We start from the raw sequence: 16,784 nt of genomic DNA on the forward strand, positions 1-16,784 counted from the left end.
ATAGTGCCCGACGGGAAAAAGGCTGGCATATTCATATCGTATTATTGGGAAATCGATGGAGAAAGGCATGGCTTTATTTGGTATTGGCAGGGAAAAACATTTTACAAGCTACGGGTTTACGGAAAGATGACGCTCCGAGGGTTAGCCAATGAACCAAAATAGATGGCTCAACCTAATGGGGGCACTCAATCTTCCTGAATCCCTTCAGTGCTTCGAAAAGCTAGTTTCTTCGTATGCAGAGAATCACAGGTATTATCATACGGGGCATCACATTGATGCGATGCTGAGGCACTTTGATAAAGTTGCAGAGCTTGCCGAGCACCCCCATGAGGTCGAGCTCGCTATCTGGTTTCACGATGCGATTTACAAGCCATTTTCCTCTAAGAATGAAGAAAACAGTGCTCTATGGGCAAAAAAGTTCCTGATCGATTCCGGGTATTGTCCCGCAGGGGTGGATAGGGTGTACCAATTGATTATGGCAACCTGCCACAATTACATGCCAGTTAGTATTGATGAAAAGCTAATAATCGACATTGACCTAACGATCCTGGGAGCCAGCACAAGCGCTTTCGAAGCTTATGAAAAACAAGTCCGTAAAGAATATCGGCTGGTACCGATATTGATTTACAAAAAGAAACGTAGGGAACTATTAAAGGAATTTTTGTCTCAAGAGAGGCTTTATCACACTGATTTCTTCTATAAGAGATATGAAAAGCGTGCCAGAGCGAATATTGAAGGATGTATATAGCGTTGTTATTGAAAGAACTTAAAGCGGTCGGTCTTGAAGCTTTTTTGAATGAAATAGAGTCGCTGTGTGTTGAATGTACTACCGCTGAATTGTCTTCTGATATTATTGAGCAGGGCTCATCTAAGATTGGGGGGCACCCTGATGTCCCTGCTGACTTTGAGTGGCCATTCTATCGAGGTTTACCTTTGGAGTTTCTCCTTCAGCTCAATTGCGCAGAAGTCAATTCACCTATCCTGCCATCGGCTGGCTACTTGCTCTTTTTTTACTGTGATGGAGTTTGGGCGGATGTGCGAGGTAAGAAAGATTTTATACGGATAATCTATATCCCAGCTGATGTAGCACTCTCGAATCACCAAGCCCCCTGTATCCATAAAAAGCGCTTTGGGGGACTGTTAAAGCCAAAGAGACTACCTTCGATTTATCCTGAAAGTAAAATATCGTTCAAGCGCTCTTTTTCCCTTCCAGATTTAGGCGAGTATCCTTATGAGGAGTTAAAGATATTTGAAGAAGATGATTACTTGCTTGATGCATATTGCACCCTGAAGGAAAACCTTACAGGATCAAAATTACTCCAAATTTCTGGTTACCCCAATCCAGTACAGTACGATGGTATTACTGAAGATGCGGCAAGGGTTATGGGTAAAGGCAAAGCTGAAGATTGGCAGTTGCTATTGGAACTCAATAGTCTTGGTGGCTTTATGTGGGGAGATGCAGGAAGATTGTATTTCTCTATACACAGTGAAGACCTTGCGCAGTTGAAGTTCTCAGATGTTTGGATGCAGATGCAGTGCCACTAGGCTAACAATGTAACCTTAATTTGTAGGAACTAATGATAATTCAACTTCCCTTAAGGCTCGTCTACAACTATTGGATTCTGCTAACAGTGGTATTTTTGTGCACTATTACAAGCCTATCCCTGTTTCCGCTTCCCGAAGTACCCAATATACCCGGCACCGACAAAACCAATCACTTAATTGCCTATAGTGCACTGATGTTCCCCGTCGCCCTACGCAGGCCTAGTTACTGGTGGCTAATAGGATTATTTTTTGTGCTGTGGAGCGGTGGCATAGAGTTACTTCAACCTTACGTGAATCGAACGGGTGAGTGGTTGGATTTCGCGGCTAATACGGCGGGGATATTGAGCGGCACACTTATCGCTTGGGTGCTGGGAAAATTTGGGCTGAGGGAGTACAAATCCTAAAAACCTGGATTAGCTCAAGCTCCAGAACTGTTCCAACTTGCCCGTTAACTGATCGGTATTGCGACAAATCACCGGTTGCCAGTGCTCGGGGAAAAGCTGCCAATAAAAAGGTTCTGAAAAGCGGCTATCTACCAGAATGATCACACCTTTATCAGATTCGGAACGTATAACCCGACCGGCGGTTTGCAGTACGCGAGTCATCCCTGGATAGCGGTAGGCAATGTCAAATCCATGGATGCCAGTGGTTTCTGCAGCATCGCGCTGTAGCTCCCGCTCAACATTAACTTGCGGGAGCCCGGTACCCACGATAATAGTGCCAACCAACCTCTCCCCAACGTAGTCGATGCCTTCACCAAAGATACCCCCCATAATGGCAAACCCAAGGCTCTTGTTACCTTCGTTGAATCCAGACAAAAACTCAGCGCGCTCTGTCTCTCCCTGTCCCGGCAGCTGTTGTAACAAGGACACTTCCGGGAATCTCGCCTTAAAACTCTCAGCAACTTGCTCCAGGTAACGATAAGAGGGAAAAAATACCAGGTAATTTCCTGCGCGGCTGTAAAAGGTACGGGAAATAATGTCGACGAGGTTCTCTATTGAGCGGTCGCGGGCTTGGTAGCGCGTATCTATATATGGACACAGGAAGACACCCTGTTGCTGCGGCTGAAAAGGCGAGGGCAGTCTTAAGTAGGGCGACTCATGCTCTACACCCAGTTGACTAAATATATAGCTGGCTGGGCGCAAAGTCGCAGAGAAGAGTAAAGCGGCTTGGTTTTGCTGATAGGATCGCTGTAAAAACTGTGCAGCATTTAAACAAAGTAGCTTAATTTCCTGCTCCTGCCAGGGAGCATCCCGGTCAATCACCCGTGTGACGACTTTATGCTGACCGCAAAGCTCCTGCTCAATAACTGCGTAACGATAGACAGACCTTAACCACTCCGCTATTTCTTCCGGGGGCGACTGAGAGCTTTCTATAAGTTGGCTGACTGTGGAGAGCACTTTTTGCACGGATCGAGAAACCGATTCTGGATGCTCTGCTTCACCTGTTGCTGCAGTGACCCAAACTTCACCCCCTTCAAAAGTACTGCGGCTTTGAGCTACACCAACTTCTCGCAATCGCTTGATCCAATTTTCAATTGCCCGAACCAGAGACTGGATACTTCTCCGCAGTGTCGGAGAGTGCCCTTTGCAAGCATTAGCTGCGCGGCGACTATCACGGCGGGATAACTTTGCACTGTACATTTCCTGGGCGCGGTCGATTAAATTGTGAGCTTCATCGATTAACAGTGCGCGGCGATTGCGCTGGTTCTGAAAACTGGTCAGGCGTACCAAAGGGTCAAATACATAATTGAAATCACATACCACCAAGTCTACCCAAGGCAATATTTGAAGGGAGAGTTCAAAGGGGCAGATTTGCTGCTGATCCGCCACATCAGCAATTTCTTTGGGAGTTAACTGGGGCCGGCCGAGCAGGGCATCCATTGCAACTGGAAGTCGATCATAAAACCCTCTTGTTCTCGGACAGATGCCGTCATCATCACGAGTACAAAGCCCCAGGTTACAGGCACAGGTTTTTTCCCTTGCTTGAATTTCAAGTAAAGATAACTGCAAACCACTCTCCTGAAGTGCCTCAATGGTTTCCCGCACCATTTGCCGACCGGAATTCTTTGCGGTCAGGTAAACCAGCTGATCCAGTTTTTCCTCGCCAATTGCCTTTATGGCTGGGAATAGGGTGCTGATTGTCTTACCGGTTCCCGTTGGAGCTTCGGCCACCAGCTCGCCACCGTCCCGGAAACACCGGTAGGCTTCCACTGCCAGTTGGCGCTGGCCGGGGCGGTATTGTGGAAAAGGGAAAGCGAGCTGTTTCGCCGTATCAATAAGCCGTTGCCGATGTTCCTGCCAAGCCCTGCGCCAACACAAATATTTTGTGAGAGCCTCAAGAGTAAAGGCCTCTAACTCACTAAAGCGGTACTCTATGCATTCTGGATAGGCTTTGCGTTCCTTGAGGTTATACCAGACAACTTGCAGGGCAACTGTATCTGTACCACCTGTAGCGTCTTCATTTACCAAGTGGCAATAGCCGTAAATTTTTAGCTGGGCCCAATGCAATTCCTTGGTGGCTTCGGGCAACTTCGATGGGGGTAAATAAGTGGTCTTAATTTCATCCAGCTGAGCCGGTTTATGCAAATCACTTTTCGGGTGAAAAATGTCAACCCGGCCGCTCAAAGTAACCTGCTGTTCCATCCAGTCTATTTGGGTCTTGAGCTTGTATTCTGCCTCAGCGCCTTTGGGCCGCTGATTTTGTAGCTTCTGATGAGCCCGAATCCCTTCCTGGGCAGAGGGCCCTGAAGTTGGCTCCCGAATCAAATCTCCGCTGCGGCAGGAAAAAGCGACTAGCTCTCCCACAGAAAGATTCAAAGTCTCAGCCGACTCAAAACTATCCAAAGCTAGTGCCATTCCACATGAATTACCCGATGAGGGATCGCCTCTTCAGCAAAAAACGCCAGCCAGCGTTGTTGGTTTTTTTGTAAGCGATCCCCAGGACCTTTAACTTCCACGAGTTCATAGTGACCGCAGGGAGTAAAGCAAATGAGGTCTGGCAGCCCATTTCTATTCTGTGTGATATCACTGAGCATGCGAGTAAAAATTGAACGCCAATGAGTTGGGGGGATTCTATCCAGCGCCTTCTCAAGTAGCTCTGTAGACAAAGCCTCCCAAGCAACCAAAGGGTTGGCAATACCTTGTTTATCAGCAAAGGTAGCGAGGACACGGGACTTCAAGGACTCATGCTCTATTTCAGCCAATCGCTGGGTGAATAGCGCTTGACGGGAATAGTAAAAATCCGCGGTGCGAAAATCAGCTGGGGCTACCTGGAAGGGATTGAAAAAAGCACCAGGCACAGGTGCAAACAGTATGTCCCAAATATAGAGGCCCAACACACCGGTGAATAGGGTGTTCTCTACATAAAAACACTCACCACCGCTAGAACCTTCAAGATGCTCTGCCACCAGTAGCTCAACACAGCTTTCCCCCTGCGCCAAATTTATCACTTCAGTGGGGGCTTGGATTTTATGAGGTGCCTGCCAATTGTTGAGGCCTCCACTTCGTTTGGCTGTGCGGTAACCAAAGCTAAGAGCAAACTCTCTTTCTGCCTGGTCCATAGGGAAGGCTATTATTTCCTCGCATATTTCCAATGCTAGAGTGTCGTACCCTTGCTTTACGGCAATGCGTGCGCGGCGCTCACGGGCGGGAGGGGTTTCACAAAGTTGATATAGTGCATCGGCCTGCTCAAGAGCATTGAGCCGCTCAAGCTGCCGTGCCAACTTAAGACGTATTCTGTCCAGCCGACGAGCCAGGGTTGAGTCACCATCGATACCTTCTGGCAGTTGAGCAGATAAGGCCAATATGGCTTCCGCATCTTCCAGTAATGGCTCTTCTAACAGCTCCAAGCATTGGTAGTAAAGCAGATACTGATCAATTTGCGAGCGGCTTTGAAAGGGGAGATTTTGCTTATCCAGTGGATAGGATTCATACCGATAAAGCCCAAGATCCCGCAATACATAGTCGGTAAGGTCCTGGTTCAAGTTACCAAAGTAGCACAGTTTGAAAGTCTGGAAATGTTCGGCACCCTGGACGGCTAGTACCCTGTGTTGAGAAAGCAACTTCACAAACCAGTCACTCGAACTGGAGTCTTCAAGCAATAGTTGCTCGAGGGAAGGCCGGCTAAGAGACTTGGATATACCCGAGGGTCCTGCCGCAAGCAATTCAACTTTGGTAAATAGTGGTAGATATTCTTGTGCCGTTAACACCGGATTAAAACAAAGCAGTCCAGCGCGATGCAAAACAGCTGCAGCACTTTCAATACTTTCTATCTCTCCATAGCTAAGCTTCTCCAGGCGGAAAAGCGATCCTCTAGAGGAAGGTACTCCTTTACGGGACAGCAAACGCACATAGAGCCGCTGGCTATAAATATCCAACTCTTGGAAGGTTTTAAAAAAATTTTGCTCAGATGTGGTGATAAGCCAGGAATAACGTTGGCTAACAAATTCAATTAACGCTTTAAAGTTGTCCAGGTAGTAGCCAGTTGGCAATTCTATCGGTTGGGTCATGGCACAAGCGCTAGTTTTCGATCTATCTATCGTCGATACCGCATACCAGATCCTTATGACGTGATATGCAAACAATGAGGCAGAGGTTACTCTGGAGCTGTATGGTTATACAGCAAGTTAGCCCGGTGAACAAACAACAATCCCAAGCTTTCTTCTTAGTTATTCAGCCATTTTTTCCTATGGCAACTCCCTTGATGCTCATCCAGGCTTGCAGTCGAGGCTTATAAGCAGTCGCCCCATAAGATTTAACCAATAAGGGATTACCTCTATGAAAGTGACAAATTCTGTGACTGCTGTCGCGCTATTTGCCGCCAGCGTATCTGCTCTAGCTGATAATAATGTCACCCTGGTATTCCAGGAAGGTACTGGCAATAGTGCAACTTCTGATCAGTCCGATGGTACTGTGCATAACAACTTGATTGTTCAGACCCAAATCGGCGATTTCAATGACTCGGATGCAACCCAAACTACGGGCACTTCTGAAAGCACTATTGAATTGGTGCAGACGGGAAATTTGAATCAGGCCTCAGCAGTGCAACAGAATGCAACGCAGCTTACTACGTCCTCCCTGTCCCAGAATGGGAGTGATAATACAGCGACCTTGTTGCAGGACGATGCTCAATTCAGCGCCTTCACGGGCACTCAGGCTGGAGACTTAAACGACATCCAAGTCCGGCAACAGGAAGATGTTACTTCCACCACACTTGTTGCATCTCAACAAGGAATGTCTAACACATTGGTTTTAGATCAGCGTATAAGGGTGGATAGCACTAGCGCCGTGTTCACCCAAGTTGGTGACTCCAACTTCGCCAATATAGATCAGGATAGAGATGTAACCTTTACCTTTGCCATGGCCAGCCAGACTGGCTCTTCCAACTTTTTAGATATCGAGCAGGATGAAGTCACGACGACGAGCACTGCAATAATAACGCAGATAGGTGATTCGAATACTGGAAGAATTGAACAGGAAACTGATGTTTCAGCTGCTACTGGGATAGTCACCCAGATTGGTGACAATAACATTGCAAATGTAGATCAGGAGAATATTACCTCAAGCAGCGGTGAGGTAATGCAAACCGGCTCTTCTAATACGGTAAATCTTGATCAAGGGAACGAAAATATTGCCGCTATTGAACTTATTTCCTGTACCACTCTAGTAATCCAGGATGGCTCAGCCAATACTGCACAAATAGATCAGGGGCAGGACGGGTCTTTGCTCACCAGCTCATTGATACTAAATCAGTTTGGCGATTCTAATTCTTCCCAGATTAATCAACATAGCGGTATTAGTAGCAGCATTCTTGCGACACAAAATGGCGTTTCTAATATTCAAACAATCTCTCAGGTTGGCAGTGGTGAAATCGCATTAACCACGCAAACTGGCACAGGTAATGTTGGCAATACCTTCCAATAAAACACCTACTGAAAGTGGTTAAGGCTAGCGTAGATATTATTTAAAATATCGCATCACCTTTTGGTATCGATACACCGCGTACCAAGTAAAAAATATCACTGAAATCCAAATCATAGTAATGATTTGGATTTCCAGTACCGACATATTGAACTCATGGATGACGGAGAAAAATTCAAATACATCAGTGCAGATTAAAATGGGCAAATAGATACGCCAAGCATTTGAGAAGGCAATCCTTTTCGAGAAAGCCAATCCAAACAAAGCAACAAAAAATACAATATAAACTAGCAGGCTAAAAATCATCCACCAAATAGGGAGGTCCCACTCATCGGCGGTGAAACCAAGATATTGGGAATAGACTTCCAGCGGGGCAAGAATAAAAAGGAGTACCTTCCAACCAGCACTGGGTTTGTAGTGTGGAATAGAGTCTGTAAGGGGGCTATCTGGTGTCTGATACATATCCTGCATCTCGAAACGTCCTTATTATTTACCACTATTCCGGATAGGCACTAATTGCCAACCCGAAAGTTACCTCTCGCCATTCCCTGAGCTAAATTGAGATGATCATTACTTACTAGCTAGGCTCTGTGACTATCAAAATTTGAACAGCGAGGATATTGTCTGCAGCTTCAAAGTCAATACTTGACTCAAGTGTTTGTCGATAATGTGAGGCAGCTCATCGCATACGTGTGACAATATAACCTGCTTTCTTGCAGTTCAAACAAGGTGAAGTCATGATGTCAATCGAATGCCAATGGCCAAGCGATAAACGGCAAACTACTTCTACATTCTGGCTGCAGTAATAGCCGACAAGAATTGCTTATAAGTGCACTAATCCATAGGATTGAAGTGGCCGACAGTTTTAAATTTCAAAGGCCAATTAAAGGGCAGAGCGTGCAAAATCCTTATCAAGCACCTGAGAGCGAACTCGACAATCGCCCCCCCGTCTATAGCCCTAGTGTAGGCTGGAAAATTGTCTTTTTTATCCTTCTACCACTGGAGCTGTATTCCCAATATACGGTTTTGACCGATGGCACCACAGGCATCCCCTTTTGGTGGCTGGTAATCAGCTTGATTGTTTCCTCCCTTTTCTACGTCGTACTGTTTGGATTAGCGTTTGCCAAAAGAATAGGATTCGAACAACTTTGGATCTTTTTTATTCCAGTTATTGTGCTTATCGATATTTTTGAATTTTCTTTACTCGCCATCAACTTAAACAAACTCGGGGCAGGTGTAGCCCTTGTGATGGCAAGTACTGCGCCAATCATCTTGCTTAGATGGTATGTTGTATATAAGTATCAGAAGGTTATGAAATACTTTGCCTAAAGGATGTACCCCACCTCAATAAGTAGTCAGGGCTATAGCTTTTCTCTAAACTTTATTCCTAGCATTTTGGCACTTTTGTCTTAGTGCAATTCGCCGGTACAGACCTAAAAATCAGTAGGTCACCAACTACTGCTCTTTCGGAGCCGGCTCTCGGCTATTCGTGGAAATACTTAAACTGGCAGCGAATGACCTGGATTGTTTGATTCAGGCAATTCGCAGTGAAGGATACCAGCTCTTTGGCCCGATACTACATAACGGGGCTATTACCTATGGTGAGATTGAAACTCCCACAGATCTGCCCCAAGGATGGGCGGATCAGCAAGAGGCGGGGCAATACCGGGTGGAGCACCGCAATGACAAGGCTTATTTTGGCTACGCCGTTGGACCCCACTCCTGGAAGCAATTTCTTCAGCTGCCCCAACGCCAGCTCTGGAGCGCTAACCGCTCTGGAGAGGATGTTCAGATTCTGGAAATTGAAGAGCCTCCGGTTAAGTTAGCGTTTCTCGGTGTTCGCAGTTGCGAGCTACACGCCATTGCTATCCAGGACCGTGTCCTCGCACAGGGGGATTACGCCAACAGCAGCTATAAGGCACGTCGAGCGCAGCTGTTCACTATCGCTGTAGAGTGCACAACAGCAGCAAATACCTGCTTCTGTACCTCAATGAACACAGGTCCACAGGTGCGACTGCCCAGTGATCTGGTAATCACCGAAGTTCTGACCTCCGATGCCCACTTCTTCCTCATACGCAGCGGAAGCCCTCAAGGCGACAGAGTGTTAAAGCAATTACCCACTGTTGACGCATCAGAAGCGGAGAAACAAGAGGGGCAAGCTGCCGTTCAGCAAGCCGAAAATCAAGTGAGTAACGGTCGCCGCAGCTTTGACAGCTCTGACCTGAAGACACTGCTTTATCGCAATTATGACAACCCAAACTGGGATAAAGTCGCGGAGCGCTGCCTCTCCTGCGCCAATTGCACTATGGCTTGCCCCACGTGCTTCTGCTCAACCGTTGAGGACACAACAGATTTAACCGGAAATGAAGCACAGCGCTGGGAGCGTTGGGATTCCTGCTTTACGGCTGAGTTGAGCTATTTGTCTGGCGGCCCGGTAAGAGCGGATACCCGCAGCCGCTATCGGCAGTGGATGACTCACAAACTGGCCACTTGGTATGACCAATTTGACAGCTCTGGCTGTGTCGGCTGTGGACGTTGTATTACCTGGTGTCCAGTAGGCATCGATATCACGGAAGAGATACAGAATATTCGCGCCCAGGAACAAAAATGAAAGTTGTCACCACCTTACTCAAGGAGCACCCTTTCTTTACCGGGCTGGCAGACAAGGACCTGGCATTCCTCTCCGGGTGTACAAGCAATAGTCACTATAAAGAAGGCGAATACCTTGCCAGGGAAAACACTCCGGCTAGCCATTTCTTCTTAATTCGATCTGGACGTGTCGCCGTAGAAACCTTTGTCCCCAACTATGGGCCCCTTTGCCTGATGACACTGCATGGTGGAGATATATTCGGCTGGTCCTGGCTGTATCCTCCCTACTTGAGTGCCTTCGATGCCCGGGCCCTGACCTCAGTTCGCAGCCTTAAACTCGGCGGGCAGTGCCTCCGAGATAAGTGCGAAAAAGAACCGAGACTCGGTTTCGAATTGATGAAACGGTTTACCAAAGTTGCTACAGAACGACTGCAGGCAGCACGAATACAGTTGTTGGACCTTTACGGGCCACATCCGTCACAGGGAATCCCTCGCTGTGATCCCTGAACTATGGCGTGTTACCCATCGGCGTGAAGAGTTTCCTGGCACTGTCACTCTAACCCTGATTCGAGAGGCTGGGGGCTCATCAGCCATTCAGCCCGGGCAATTCAATATGCTTTATGCCTTTGGTGCCGGGGAGGCTGCTATCTCCTTAAGTGGCCCCAGTACGCCATCCGCTGACCCACTTACCCATACGATTAAAGGTCAGGGACTTGCTACCCAAGCGCTTTGCAAACTGGAAGTTGGAGCGCAACTGGGCATCCGGGGACCATTCGGGCAGGGGTGGCCAACTCACTTGGCGGAAAATCGCCCCCTAGTGATCATCACCGGCGGACTCGGGCTAGCGCCTTTGCGGCCCCTGATCTACAGCTTTCTTAACGGGCACTTGCCGGCCAGGAGCCTACAAGTTTTCTATGGGGCGCGTCGCCCCGAAGAAATGCTTTACCAGCCAGAGCTTGGTCACTGGCGCAGCTCATTTGAACTGGTGACATCTGTGGACCACGCCAGCACAGACTGGAACGGGCATATTGGTGTGATTACCGACCCTTTGCGTGTCACTCATTTGGAGTGCAATGATGCTTTAGTGTTTGTGTGTGGACCCGAGATCATGATGCGCTTTTGCATACAGGTTCTTCTCCATAAAGGTGTGACTGAATCCAATATCTATCTATCCATGGAGCGCAACATGAAGTGTGCCATTGGAACCTGCGGCCACTGCCAGTGGGGACCTAACTTTGTTTGTAAAGATGGCCCTGTCTTTTGCTACCGGGATATTCGCTCATGGTTTCAAATCAACAGCCTATAGCGAGTAGTAATCCTACCCCCAAGCTTGCCGTCTGGAAGTTCACCTCCTGTGATGGTTGCCAATTGAGCCTATTGGATTGCGAGGATGAGCTTCTCTCTTTGGCAGCCCAGGTAGATATCGCCTATTTCCTGGAGGCTTCCAGTGAGGTGAAAGAGGGTCCTTTTGATATTTCTCTCGTTGAAGGCTCCATTACCACGCCAGCAGATGAAGAGAGAATCCTAGAGGTCAGACGTCAGTCCCGCTTTCTAATCAGTATTGGCGCCTGTGCAACAGCTGGTGGGATTCAGGCACTTCGCAACTTTGCCGATGTGCAGGAGTTCACCGATGTGGTCTATGCCCACCCGGAATATATCGCCACTCTCAAGGAATCCACACCAATATCAGGGAGGGTAGCAGTGGACTTTGAGTTGCAGGGGTGTCCGATCAACAAGCATCAACTGCTCGAAGTAATCAGTGCATTCCTGCACCGGCGAGCACCCCAGGTTGCCAATCACTCGGTGTGTATTGACTGTAAATTGCGCGGCAATGTTTGCATCTGGGTTGCCCATGGCACCCCCTGTATGGGGCCTGTTACACACGCGGGATGTGGCGCTATTTGCCCCAGTTACAACCGCGGTTGCTACGCTTGCTACGGTCCCAAGGAAAATCCCAACACCGAATCACTTTGCCACTGGTGGGATGAAAAACTAAATGTAGAAAATACTTTAATTGTTGAAAACCTTAGGAATTTCAATCCACTAGCGTCTTCTTTTAAAGTACAAAGTGAAGATAGGCAAGAAGATGGGAGCGTTAATCCCCCCAAACATTGGTGATAAATCTGCCCCCAGGTGAGCTTTATGGCGGATCGCAGCAAAACGATTAAGGTAGATTATCTCGCTCGGGTCGAAGGGGAGGGAGCCCTCCAAATCGACTACGACGATAGCGGCGTACAAAATGTACAGCTCAAGATTTTTGAGCCCCCCAGGTTCTTCGAAGCCCTTCTCAGAGGGCGCGATTACTTGGAATCCCCAGATATCACCGCACGCATATGTGGGATCTGCCCGGTGGCCTACCAGATGAGTGCTGTGCATGCCATGGAGAATGCCCTGAACCTAAAGCCCGGCGGCGCTTTGCGTATGCTTCGTCGATTGCTTTACTGCGGTGAATGGATCGAGAGCCATATGCTGCATATCAGCATGCTCCATGCACCAGATTTCCTCGGCTACCCCAATGCAGTCGCAATGGCTAAGGATCATCCAGAGATTGTTAAGAACGCGCTGGAGATTAAAAAGGCGGGCAATGCCCTCGTTCGCCTTATTGGTGGCAGGGAAGTACACCCGATTAATGTGAGGGTAGGGGGTTTCTACAAGGCTCCGGAGGCTCGTGAACTCACAGCCTTGGTAACGCAGCTGGAAATGGCCCGGGATCTCACCGAGCAACTGGTGCGCTGGTCCGCAGCTTTGCCTTTCCCCAGCTACGAATGGCGAAGGGATAATCACTACGAATTTGTCGCTCTAACCCACCCGTCAGAATACCCAATGAACGAGGGCAGGATCACCTCCAGTGCGGGACTCAATATTAGCGCCCAAGACTATGAGAACCACTTTGAAGAAGAGCACGTCGCTCACAGCACCGCGCTGCACTGTACTTTACGGGAGCGGGGTGCCTATCTGGTGGGCCCCATCGCACGCTACAACCTTAATCGCGACAAGCTGTCGCCTCGAGCATTGCAATTAGCGGAGGAGATCAACTTTACCGCCCCCTGTTTAAATCCCTTCCAAAGCATCCTCGTTAGGAGCCTGGAGGTACTACATGCCTTTGAAGAAGCCCTGCATATTATTGATAGATACCAACCCCCAGCCGAGCCTCATTTAAAGACCGAGCCGAGAACCGCAAGCGGCTGTGCAGCCACCGAAGCACCCCGTGGGCTTCTATATCATCGCTACGATATTGATGAGAAAGGCAAGATTACGACAGCAAAAATTGTCGCTCCCACCTCCCAAAACCAGAAGACCATCGAAGATGACCTCCGCTTAATGTTGCCGAGCTTTATGCACTTTCCTGAGGATAAATTACAGGGGCTATGTGAACGGGCGATAAGGAATTACGACCCTTGCATTTCCTGCTCCACTCACTTCCTACAGCTACATTTGAATTATGGGCAAGCGCAAAGTAAGCAATCCATGGTTACTGGTAAGCCTGGGCAACCCCCTGCGCGGTGATGATGGAGTAGGGCCACATATCATCGCTCGACTTCGCCAAAAACTTGGAGGGGCGGTGGAATACCTCGAAAGCGGCGGCGATATTTTACATTTGCTCGCGCAATGGAAAGGTCGATGGGTTTGCCTTGTAGATGCCATGGTAAGCGATCAGCACCCTATCGGGGAGGTCGTCGCCATTGATGGGCTTGAAAGTGCTCTTGCTCCTTCGATGTGCAATACATCAAGCCATGGATTTGGGCTGACCGAAGCGCTGACCATGGGAAAGCACATTGATTCGCTGCCGGCACATCTGGATGTTTTTGCGATCAACTCAGAAAGTCTGGCAAAAGGACAGGGCTTATCACCCAAAGTGGCCAGTGCAGCTCATCGAGCAGAGCAAATGATTATCGCGCACCTAACGCTATACAGCGGAGACCACTATGCACGAACAGAATCTCATCAAAAACCTGATCGATAAAATCCAGGAACTGGCCTCTGATGAACCCGGCAGGCCGATCGGCGTTCGCTTACGCTTGGGTGCCCTGGCGCATATGTCTGCAGCGCATCTGAGGGAGCATTTTGACAGGGAGATACTCGGGACTTCTCTCGAGGGGATTAAGCTGGAAATTGATGAGCTTAAGGATATTAATCACAAGGAAGCCCAGGATGTAATCCTGGAGAGCTTAAAGTTTGAGGAGACTGATGGCCACTGAACGCCGCCGGATTGAAATCGCCGGATTGGTGCAGGGAGTAGGATTCCGGCCCTTTGTCTATCGCTTGGCCGATAGCTTTCAATTAAAAGGTTGGGTGGCCAACTATAGCGGCGGCTTGAGAATTGAAGTCCAAGGCAAAAGCCGGGAAATCGAGAAGTTTATCGATAAGTTATCTTCAGAGAAGCCTCCCTACAGTCGCATCACTCACATTGAATCCTATCCGGTGGCTCTTCAAGCAGAATACGGTTTTCGAATCTTACCCAGTGTCCGTGATGCCAGCAGCTCAACCATCGTCTTACCAGACTTGGCTCCCTGTGATGATTGCCTCAGGGAATTGTCAGACCCTAACAATCGCCGCTACGACTACCCGTTTATTAGCTGCACTCTTTGTGGCCCCCGCTTTAGCATCATTTACAAACTGCCCTACGATCGTGTCAACACCTCCATGCACCACTTCCCCCTGTGCGGAAAATGCTCGGGGGAGTACCGGGACCCCCTCAATCGGCGCTTTCACGCGGAGCCCAATGCCTGCCCCCAGTGCGGCCCTCAATTGCTTTTCTGTAATACTGCCGGCGTTACTATTGCGAAGAAGAGTCGGGCACTATCCAAAGCCCTTGATGCCCTTGCCCAGGGGAAAATTATTGCCCTTAAAGGGGTGGGCGGCTTTCAACTGTTAGCCGACGCCTCCAATGGTAAGGCGCTCGCCAACTTGCGCCAGCGCAAACAACGTCCGCACAAGCCGTTCGCGCTTTTATATGACGAGCTGAAAAGTGTCTGCCAGGATTGCTGCGTCTCAGAGCAAGAGGCGCAGCTATTATCGACCCGAGAAAGGCCGATTGTTCTACTGGAAGCGAAGGATGACAATCACTCCAGGATACATCCGCTGGTCGCTCCAAACCTTGCCGACTTGGGGGTGATGTTGCCTGCATCACCTTTACATTACTTGCTCGCGCAAAAGTATCGAGCCCCTCTTGTCGCTACTAGCGGTAATCTCGCAGAAGAGCCTATTTGTACAGAAAATGATGAGGCGTTTGAGCGCTTGGGTAAAATCGCTGACTACTTTCTGGTTCACAATCGCCGAATTTTGCGCCCGCTGGATGACTCTGTACTCAGGGTGGTCAATAACCGTCCGCTGATGTTGCGTCGAGCCCGGGGCTACGCGCCACTTCCCATCACCTTGCCTGTTCCAGGCACAAAGGGCGAAGGTGAACGAGAGAGCTTCCTGGCCCTGGGCGCGGACCTGAAAAACACAGTTGCACTGTCTCACGCCGGGTGGGCTTATCCGAGCCAACATATTGGCGACTTAGGTAGTGCCAATACCCTGAAGCACTTCAACCAAACTATTGGCGATCTCACCAAACTACAGCAGTGCCGCCCGAAAAAATTAATCCACGACCTCCATCCAGGCTATACCTCTCACCGCTGGGCTATGAAGCAAAGAGCTGTGCGTATTGGCGTTCAACACCATATTGCCCATCTATTCTCCTGCATGGCAGAACACGCTCACTCAGGACCTGCACTGGGAATCTGCTGGGATGGAACTGGTTACGACCGCAGTGGCATTGTTCGCGGTGGAGAATTCTTTCACTGGAATGGACAGTCTCCTGTCAAACACATCGCCAGCTTTCGCACATTCCCGCTGCCAGGCGGTGAAAAGGCCGTACGAGAGCCCAGACGCTCTGCGGCCGGGCTTCTGTATGAAATCTCAGGGTTTGTCGCCCTGGAAAATCGACAATTGAAGCGCTGCTTCACCCGCTGCGAGCGTCAAAACCTGGTCACCATGTTAAAAGGTGAGATTAACAGTCCACCGTGTAGCTCTGTCGGCCGCCTTTTCGATGCGGTATCCGCACTCCTGGGACTGACTACGCATACCAGCTTTGAAGGGCAGGCAGCCATGGCTCTAGAACAGTGTGCCCGTGGCGTCAGCTCTAAAGACAGCTACCCCTTTAGCTTTATTCAAAAAGGGGACCTGCTTGAGCTGGATTGGACACCCTGTATTAGTGCTTTGATCTACGATGAAAACCGATCACTGCCACAAAGGGCCGCTGTATTTCACAACACCCTCGCGCAGATGGCGCTGGCAGTAGCAACGCAACAAGGTGAAAAGAATATCTTTCTGTCCGGCGGTGTTTTCCAGAATAAGCGGCTTACCGAAACCGTCACTGCGCTCCTGGAAAGCCAGGGCTTTTCAGTTCACAGCCACAGTGAGGTCCCCCCAAATGATGGCGGAATATCGCTGGGCCAAATCCACTACGCACAGTGTATGGATGCTGCTGGGCAATCATTGGGAGAGGAGAGTTCCTAGTGTGCCTGGGAATTCCCGGAAGAATCGAATTAATAGAGCAAGAATCAGCCATGGAGCGCACTGGAAAAGTTTCCTTCGGCGGTATCAGTAAAGCTGTAAATTTATCATTGGTACCTGAGGCTGAAGTAGGAGACTACGTGATCGTTCATGCTGGAGTCGCGATCAGCAAGTTGAGAGCAAAAGAAGCAAATAAGGTTTTCGAGTACCTCAAAACATTGGGTTGAG

Annotated in this window: 17 protein-coding genes; 14 read left to right on the forward strand and 3 right to left on the reverse strand. The window is 49.0% G+C overall.

Annotated features, from left to right (window positions below; genetic code table 11):
- Nucleotides 1-175 precede the first annotated feature (175 nt).
- From ACJJIN_RS06100 to ACJJIN_RS06110, 3 genes are read left to right on the forward strand one after another with little or no spacing between them, the layout of a single operon-like run.
- Complete coding sequence (locus tag ACJJIN_RS06100; protein ID WP_444897309.1) at nucleotides 176-748, forward strand: HD domain-containing protein; 573 nt, start codon at nucleotides 176-178, stop codon at nucleotides 746-748.
- A gap of 8 nt (nucleotides 749-756) precedes the next feature.
- A complete protein-coding gene (locus tag ACJJIN_RS06105) occupies nucleotides 757-1,545 on the forward strand; it encodes a YwqG family protein (protein ID WP_444897310.1) in 789 nt (262 codons plus the stop codon).
- Between the two features lie 32 nt (nucleotides 1,546-1,577).
- Nucleotides 1,578-1,949 carry a VanZ family protein gene (locus tag ACJJIN_RS06110; protein ID WP_444897311.1) on the forward strand — a complete coding sequence of 124 codons (372 nt, stop codon included), beginning with the start codon at nucleotides 1,578-1,580 and terminating at the stop codon, nucleotides 1,947-1,949.
- A gap of 9 nt (nucleotides 1,950-1,958) precedes the next feature.
- On the opposite strand, the gene ACJJIN_RS06115 is transcribed toward ACJJIN_RS06110, so the two are convergent.
- Both ACJJIN_RS06115 and ACJJIN_RS06120 read right to left on the reverse strand, forming a co-directional pair.
- The gene (locus ACJJIN_RS06115) at nucleotides 1,959-4,403 is read right to left on the reverse strand and encodes an ATP-dependent DNA helicase (protein ID WP_444897312.1); all 2,445 of its coding nucleotides are present in this window, start codon (nucleotides 4,401-4,403) and stop codon (nucleotides 1,959-1,961) included.
- The gene (locus tag ACJJIN_RS06120; protein ID WP_444897313.1) at nucleotides 4,394-6,055 is read right to left on the reverse strand and encodes a VRR-NUC domain-containing protein; all 1,662 of its coding nucleotides are present in this window, start codon (nucleotides 6,053-6,055) and stop codon (nucleotides 4,394-4,396) included. Before ACJJIN_RS06120 ends, ACJJIN_RS06115 begins: the two co-directional genes overlap by 10 nt.
- Before the next feature lie 268 nt (nucleotides 6,056-6,323).
- Between ACJJIN_RS06120 and ACJJIN_RS06125 the strand changes: the two genes are divergently transcribed.
- Nucleotides 6,324-7,469 carry a hypothetical protein gene (locus ACJJIN_RS06125; RefSeq protein ID WP_444897314.1) on the forward strand — a complete coding sequence of 382 codons (1,146 nt, stop codon included), beginning with the start codon at nucleotides 6,324-6,326 and terminating at the stop codon, nucleotides 7,467-7,469.
- 36 nt (nucleotides 7,470-7,505) lie between these two features.
- On the opposite strand, the gene ACJJIN_RS06130 is transcribed toward ACJJIN_RS06125, so the two are convergent.
- Nucleotides 7,506-7,937, reverse strand: coding sequence for a hypothetical protein (locus ACJJIN_RS06130; RefSeq protein WP_444897315.1), 432 nt, complete (start codon nucleotides 7,935-7,937; stop codon nucleotides 7,506-7,508).
- Nucleotides 7,938-8,318: 381 nt separating this feature from the next.
- Between ACJJIN_RS06130 and ACJJIN_RS06135 the strand changes: the two genes are divergently transcribed.
- The 10 genes from ACJJIN_RS06135 (at nucleotide 8,319) to ACJJIN_RS06180 (ending at nucleotide 16,783) form a co-directional block, all read left to right on the forward strand.
- The gene (locus ACJJIN_RS06135; protein ID WP_444897316.1) at nucleotides 8,319-8,795 is read left to right on the forward strand and encodes a hypothetical protein; all 477 of its coding nucleotides are present in this window, start codon (nucleotides 8,319-8,321) and stop codon (nucleotides 8,793-8,795) included.
- A 160-nt stretch (nucleotides 8,796-8,955) separates the two neighbouring features.
- Nucleotides 8,956-10,077: a 4Fe-4S dicluster domain-containing protein gene (locus ACJJIN_RS06140; RefSeq protein ID WP_444897317.1), complete on the forward strand. Its 1,122-nt coding sequence runs from the start codon at nucleotides 8,956-8,958 to the stop codon at nucleotides 10,075-10,077.
- Entirely contained in the window at nucleotides 10,074-10,562 is a 489-nt protein-coding gene (locus ACJJIN_RS06145; protein ID WP_444893901.1) for a cyclic nucleotide-binding domain-containing protein, read from the forward strand. Before ACJJIN_RS06140 ends, ACJJIN_RS06145 begins: the two co-directional genes overlap by 4 nt.
- Nucleotides 10,552-11,361, forward strand: a complete 810-nt coding sequence (locus tag ACJJIN_RS06150; RefSeq protein ID WP_444897318.1) for an FAD/NAD(P)-binding protein — start codon at nucleotides 10,552-10,554, stop codon at nucleotides 11,359-11,361. Before ACJJIN_RS06145 ends, ACJJIN_RS06150 begins: the two co-directional genes overlap by 11 nt.
- Nucleotides 11,337-12,173, forward strand: a complete 837-nt coding sequence (locus tag ACJJIN_RS06155; RefSeq protein WP_444897319.1) for an NADH-quinone oxidoreductase subunit B family protein — start codon at nucleotides 11,337-11,339, stop codon at nucleotides 12,171-12,173. Before ACJJIN_RS06150 ends, ACJJIN_RS06155 begins: the two co-directional genes overlap by 25 nt.
- Nucleotides 12,174-12,197: 24 nt before the next feature.
- Nucleotides 12,198-13,562 (forward strand): Ni/Fe hydrogenase subunit alpha, encoded by a 1,365-nt coding sequence (locus tag ACJJIN_RS06160; RefSeq protein WP_444897320.1) that lies wholly within the window; start codon nucleotides 12,198-12,200, stop codon nucleotides 13,560-13,562.
- Nucleotides 13,498-14,019, forward strand: coding sequence for a hydrogenase maturation protease (locus ACJJIN_RS06165; protein WP_444897321.1), 522 nt, complete (start codon nucleotides 13,498-13,500; stop codon nucleotides 14,017-14,019). The genes ACJJIN_RS06160 and ACJJIN_RS06165 overlap by 65 nt, the downstream gene beginning before the upstream one ends.
- Entirely contained in the window at nucleotides 13,982-14,254 is a 273-nt protein-coding gene (locus tag ACJJIN_RS06170) for a hydrogenase/urease maturation nickel metallochaperone HypA (RefSeq protein ID WP_282932830.1), read from the forward strand. Before ACJJIN_RS06165 ends, ACJJIN_RS06170 begins: the two co-directional genes overlap by 38 nt.
- Nucleotides 14,244-16,559: a carbamoyltransferase HypF gene (gene hypF, locus ACJJIN_RS06175; RefSeq protein WP_444897322.1), complete on the forward strand. Its 2,316-nt coding sequence runs from the start codon at nucleotides 14,244-14,246 to the stop codon at nucleotides 16,557-16,559. The genes ACJJIN_RS06170 and hypF overlap by 11 nt, the downstream gene beginning before the upstream one ends.
- On the forward strand, nucleotides 16,559-16,783 hold the full coding sequence (locus ACJJIN_RS06180; protein WP_444897323.1) for a HypC/HybG/HupF family hydrogenase formation chaperone: 225 nt from the start codon (nucleotides 16,559-16,561) through the stop codon (nucleotides 16,781-16,783). Before hypF ends, ACJJIN_RS06180 begins: the two co-directional genes overlap by 1 nt.
- Nucleotide 16,784 lies beyond the last annotated feature (1 nt).

Source organism: Microbulbifer maximicatervae (SeqCode) (assembly GCF_052467505.1).

Coding starts and splice junctions, on each gene's coding strand:
- ACJJIN_RS06115 (WP_444897312.1), bottom strand. CDS start 4,403: ATGGCACTAGCTTTGGATAGTTTTGAGTCGGCTGAGACTTTGAATCTT.
- ACJJIN_RS06120 (WP_444897313.1), bottom strand. CDS start 6,055: ATGACCCAACCGATAGAATTGCCAACTGGCTACTACCTGGACAACTTT.
- ACJJIN_RS06155 (WP_444897319.1), top strand. CDS start 11,337: ATGGTTTCAAATCAACAGCCTATAGCGAGTAGTAATCCTACCCCCAAG.
- ACJJIN_RS06145 (WP_444893901.1), top strand. CDS start 10,074: ATGAAAGTTGTCACCACCTTACTCAAGGAGCACCCTTTCTTTACCGGG.
- ACJJIN_RS06125 (WP_444897314.1), top strand. CDS start 6,324: ATGAAAGTGACAAATTCTGTGACTGCTGTCGCGCTATTTGCCGCCAGC.
- ACJJIN_RS06130 (WP_444897315.1), bottom strand. CDS start 7,937: ATGCAGGATATGTATCAGACACCAGATAGCCCCCTTACAGACTCTATT.
- ACJJIN_RS06170 (WP_282932830.1), top strand. CDS start 13,982: ATGCACGAACAGAATCTCATCAAAAACCTGATCGATAAAATCCAGGAA.
- ACJJIN_RS06165 (WP_444897321.1), top strand. CDS start 13,498: ATGGGCAAGCGCAAAGTAAGCAATCCATGGTTACTGGTAAGCCTGGGC.
- ACJJIN_RS06100 (WP_444897309.1), top strand. CDS start 176: ATGGGGGCACTCAATCTTCCTGAATCCCTTCAGTGCTTCGAAAAGCTA.
- hypF (WP_444897322.1), top strand. CDS start 14,244: ATGGCCACTGAACGCCGCCGGATTGAAATCGCCGGATTGGTGCAGGGA.
- ACJJIN_RS06160 (WP_444897320.1), top strand. CDS start 12,198: ATGGCGGATCGCAGCAAAACGATTAAGGTAGATTATCTCGCTCGGGTC.
- ACJJIN_RS06110 (WP_444897311.1), top strand. CDS start 1,578: ATGATAATTCAACTTCCCTTAAGGCTCGTCTACAACTATTGGATTCTG.